General features: G+C 39.8%; 3 protein-coding genes and 1 pseudogene. All 4 read left to right on the top strand.

All coding sequences use genetic code 11. The annotated features are described in order from the left end of the window. Positions 1 to 618, top strand: a pseudogene (locus KSO91_RS16540) (PAAR domain-containing protein); the annotation flags it as partial. Further along, positions 615 to 1,136, top strand: coding sequence for a hypothetical protein (locus KSO91_RS16535; RefSeq protein ID WP_238744125.1), 522 nt, complete (start codon positions 615 to 617; stop codon positions 1,134 to 1,136). The pseudogene KSO91_RS16540 and the gene KSO91_RS16535, both read left to right, overlap by 4 nt. 197 nt (positions 1,137 to 1,333) lie before the next feature. Further along, a complete protein-coding gene (locus KSO91_RS16530; RefSeq protein ID WP_238744124.1) occupies positions 1,334 to 2,365 on the top strand; it encodes a hypothetical protein in 1,032 nt (343 codons plus the stop codon). A gap of 4 nt (positions 2,366 to 2,369) precedes the next feature. Beyond that, positions 2,370 to 3,017 carry a hypothetical protein gene (locus KSO91_RS16525; protein WP_238744123.1) on the top strand — a complete coding sequence of 216 codons (648 nt, stop codon included), beginning with the start codon at positions 2,370 to 2,372 and terminating at the stop codon, positions 3,015 to 3,017. Positions 3,018 to 3,596: the final 579 nt, after the last annotated feature.

Here is a 3,596-nt window from a genome sequence, read left to right as displayed (position 1 = left end):
GGCGATTTTAAAGGTAAAAACGGTGGCATTAAATATTGGTCTACCACCTTTGATCAGATTGAAGCGGCCGATACCGACCCGCAACGTTGTGCTGAAATTCTTGGGTTAACATATCACCCAGAAAGCACCTACTCAATGGTGATTGTTGATACCCATAAAGCTGTAGAGACCTCTGGAGCAGAGTCAATCACTCCCACGTTTAGTGAAATTTCACAATTTGCGAAAAATGAGTTAGATGGCATTGATGATGCAACCATTGATGCACTCTATACGCCACAATACCAAGCAACTTACAGTAAACTGTATGACCAAGCTGCTGCTAAAAAAATGGATGTTTGGAAGAAAGAGGGCATGGTAAAGTTTAACAAAGTATTAGTAAAGCAAGGTGATGATATTGATGCTTTTGAAGCAAGGGTTAATTTACATGATAAATTGGGCAGTAATGAGGACTTTTTAGGCAATGGGTTAACTAAAAATAATAACCCAACAATTAAACAAAAGTTTGGTATTGTTGAAACCTTAACCTTAGAGCGCACCCCGCAAACCTTAGCGGCGCTTAAAAGCAATAAAGCCATTAGCATTATTGAAAAACTCACTCCAATAGGAAATATTTCATGATCACCCCACCAGAATTTACTCACCCAAACCTATTCCCTGCGAGTTTTAAATTAATTGCAGATATAAAAAGTCCTTTTGACCCCGATAGAGATTGCTTATTTTATAAATATGAAAATATATTAGTTACATTTGTTGGTGGTAATTGGCAAGATCCAGATACAAATGAAGTGGAATACCTCTCTTACCAAGCTTGTTTCCCCTTAGCGGTATTACCTTGGGTAATCAGAATGTTGGACTATTTTGATACTCCCCCCAATGAGGGCGGATTACCAGCAGGAAAAATTTCCAACAAGGAAGAGATCGACGGTGAACTATTACTGTTTACCCGAGGTGTTTGTGTCGGCGGGCCTGATCACGGTGGTTACAATTTAGAAAATTTAAGCCGTATCAATTATGGCAGAAAACCGACAAGTAATAGTTATCAAGGTTTTGATTTTCCGGATCCTTGGTTATATGACGGTGGATTATTAGAATTTTGGAAAGCGCTAGCTAATAAATATGAGAATGGCTTGCTGTGATTGGCATATTAACCAACCATGCATACTTCGTTGCTTTAAAGAGGCATTCGGAAACCAGGGCACTTTTCACTCAATTTCAAAATTAATTTACGGATAACTGGCTATTGGATGAAAAAATATAGGCGTTCTAATTCTCTCATTCATTTAGTCATCATCACCTAACCGTTGGCAATAATAAATCAGCTAAGCCGATTGTCTTGGCGACGGGCACTAAGGTTTCTAAAGCGAAACCAATCACTACATCTGCACCAAAAGAACCTAATGCACTTGATGCAAGCAAAAAACAAGCAATACAACATTGGCAGAATATAGAAAATAACGCAGACAATTTCCCTGAAGCCTTTGGCGCGCGTTTGATGAAACTCAATGCAGAAGCGGGTTACAGCATGGCAGAAGGTGCTAAATCTACCTATGAAACATTGACATCATGGGATAAATTTAGCGCAGCCACAGCAGGGCTGGTGCATACTATTACCAATCCTGTTGAAACCTTTGATGCTATCCAAGGTGCTGCAGAAACTTTTGCCGATTTACCTGTCGGCGAACAAGGTGAAGCCGCTTATAAAGTGTTAGTGGGCGGTTTGGCTTCTGCTGGTATGGGTAAAGTGGTGACTAATGCAGGCAAGTTAGGGAAATTAACACCGAGCAAAACAAAATTACCTGCGGGGCTACATAATCAAGAGTGGGAGAAAGTACATGTTCCTAAAGATAAATTTAAAACCATCCGTACGGTGGATATGGATGACCTTTCTGATATGGAAAAATTAGCCACTAAAACACTTAAAGGTCAAGGCTGGGAGCCTAAGCAAATAAAACAAGTTTTAAGTTCTGGTGATAATTTTAGAGTTAAAGAGTTAAATGCAGGCGATAAACTTTATGGTATTGGTACGCAAGGGTTTGAAAAAAACATAAAAACCTCTGCATATTGGTTAGATGAAACTGGCTATCAAGAAGTGCAAGGTCAATTTTTTAAAGATGGAATACTTGATAAGGAAGGAGTAAAAAATCACCTTGCGTTGCCTTGTTTTAATCGTGCTAATAGCTTAGATATCGTTGAATTGACCGAAAAAAGCACAGTGGTTGAGTCAACGATAGGTAAAGCAAGTGAGTTAATTCAATATACTGATAATAGTGGCTATAGCACAGGGTTATTAGGGAAAATAATGCCCGGCGGTGGAACACAGATAACCCCGGATCCAAGCACTTTAGTCAAGTTTTTAGGAAAGTAATAATATGGTTAATACAGAAGAGCAACGGTTAGATATTATTGAAAACTGTAATGTGTTGTTAAAGAAATTTGCAAACTTTGAACAGTCAGACCGTACGCCTGAAGGACGTTTACTCGCGCAGTTAAACTGGCTGAAAGAGCGGGCTGAAAATGTTGATTTAGCGTTGCCTGTCGATCGCGCTTATGTTTCCACGCTCGCTTATATCTATACCGATGGCACCTTAACTCATCATGCTAGTGCTGAAGATAAAATTAGAGAAGAAATTAATATCCCCATGTCGAATTTACTCGGTCTGGCAGAAGAAGCAGAGCTATTATATAAGCCTGTTTATAGCCCTTACACTATTCGTTGTATTGATGCTTTAATTCATTCATTTTTGAACGCATCTTTTGCATTAAATGAATATGAATCAGGGTTTGTGCAAGAGCTCTATCAAATTAAGCAAGGTTTCATAGCGGGAGAGTTAGTGCCTCCTGTTGGTGGCTGTGCTCAATACCCCAATTTAATTGAAGTTGAATATTTAGGTTTTAAAGATTCCAATTCCAAATTACTATTCAAGATTGTCAATAATTTAATTTTCAGTGGTGTTCGCCCTGATAGCTGGTTAACACCAGAAGACGCTGAGCGTGAAACCTTGAAGTTATTGGGTTGATAACGAAAAGTCATGTTAGGTGATGGTTGCAATTGGTGCATTTAAACAACGAACTTCTTTTACAATGTATAAATACACTTAATCGATAACTCAATGCAGAAGCGGGTTACAGCATGGCAGAAGGTGCTAAATCAACCTATGAAACATTAACGTCGTGGGATAAATTTAGCGCAGCAGCAGCAGGGCTGGTGCATACTATTACTAATCCTGTTGAAACTTTTTAATGCCATACAAGATACCGCAGAGACCTTTACCGATTTCCTGCAAACAGCATGCTCTCAAACGTTGAATGAACCTTGTTAAGGGGCGCGGACTTCAGTCCGCCAGTGTATTCAGTTCATTCAAACAGTTTGCCCTGTATTTTGTAAAAACAATGCAGGCTAAAGCCCGCGCCCCAGAGAGAGTGCAAGCCGCATGCTGCCACACGTTGAATGAACCTTGTTGAGGGGCGAGGACTTCAGTCCGCCAGTGTGTTTGTTCATTCAAACCGTTCGCACAGTATTTTGTAAAAACAAAGCAGGCTAAAGCCTGCGCCCCAGAGAAAGTACAAACAGCCTGTTGCCTTTAGCTTATTGAGGG

This window comes from Psychromonas antarctica, assembly GCF_022267535.1.
Taxonomy (GTDB): Bacteria; Pseudomonadota; Gammaproteobacteria; order Enterobacterales; family Psychromonadaceae; genus Psychromonas; species Psychromonas antarctica.
The sequence above is the reverse complement of the archived record's forward strand: the minus strand, read 5'-3'. Positions and strand labels throughout refer to the sequence as shown.

What these genes read in the sequence shown, in the direction of transcription:
- KSO91_RS16525 (WP_238744123.1), top strand. Translation starts at nt 2,370, where the DNA reads ATGGTTAATACAGAAGAGCAACGGTTAGATATTATTGAAAACTGTAAT.
- KSO91_RS16535 (WP_238744125.1), top strand. Translation starts at nt 615, where the DNA reads ATGATCACCCCACCAGAATTTACTCACCCAAACCTATTCCCTGCGAGT.